The following is a 310-nucleotide window of genomic DNA, read 5'->3' on the forward strand; positions in this document are numbered from 1 at the left end:
CGGTCGACACCGACGCCACCAGCGGATCGATGGTTTGCGCGATCTGGTTGTACATGGCGACCGGCAGCGTCGTGGTGCCCGGCGTGGCAACGAACACGGTCATGGTGAGCTCGTCGAAGCTCTGGATGAAGGCGAGCATCCAGCCGCCGACCACGCCCGGCAGGATCAGCGGCAGCACGATGCGGCGAAACGCGGTCATGCGGTTCGCGCCGAGCGAGAGCGCGGCCTTCTCGGCATCGCGGTCCAGGCCCGTGGCCGAGGCCAGCACCAGCCGCAGCGCGTAGGGCATCACCACCACCACGTGCGTCAG

Annotated in this window: 1 protein-coding gene; it reads right to left on the minus strand. The window is 68.7% G+C overall.

The window, feature by feature from the left end:
- Positions 1-310, minus strand: a 310-nt coding sequence (locus tag ACSFA3_RS24925) for an ABC transporter permease (RefSeq protein ID WP_435508033.1), incomplete at both ends; no start/stop codon positions are given.

This window comes from Variovorax glucosi (assembly GCF_051216695.1).
Taxonomy (GTDB): domain Bacteria; phylum Pseudomonadota; class Gammaproteobacteria; order Burkholderiales; family Burkholderiaceae_C; genus Variovorax.